Source organism: Shewanella sp. AS16 (assembly GCF_021412365.1).
Classification (GTDB): domain Bacteria; phylum Pseudomonadota; class Gammaproteobacteria; order Enterobacterales; family Shewanellaceae; genus Shewanella; species Shewanella salipaludis.
Genome location: NZ_JAKCLK010000464.1, coordinates 1 through 279, shown reverse-complemented (window position 1 = coordinate 279; position 279 = coordinate 1). Strand labels below are relative to the sequence as shown.

The window sequence follows — 279 nt, the reverse complement described above, 5'->3', positions numbered from 1 at the left end:
GCTGCCATCCTCGCGAATCACCACGCAATTGACCGCGCCCAAGGCGCGTGCTGCATCCGAAAGTTCGTGAAGGTGCTCCATGACCGACTGCTTGCACGGGTGCGTGATGTTGAAAGCGTTAAAGCCGAGCAGCGCTGCCGCATCCAGTAGCGCCGGGGCAGAGGCGCCGTCCAAGTTCAGCGCATCCAAGTCGACGGGGCGGTACAGGTAACGCACCCCGTGTGCGTCCGCCTCCGCCTCATGCATGGGAGGAGTCAGGGAAGAGGTGATGCCGTCACC

Annotated in this window: 1 pseudogene; it reads right to left on the bottom strand. The window is 63.4% G+C overall.

From position 1 onward, the window contains the following. A pseudogene (locus tag LZP73_RS21115) lies at positions 1-279 on the bottom strand (hypothetical protein); the annotation flags it as partial.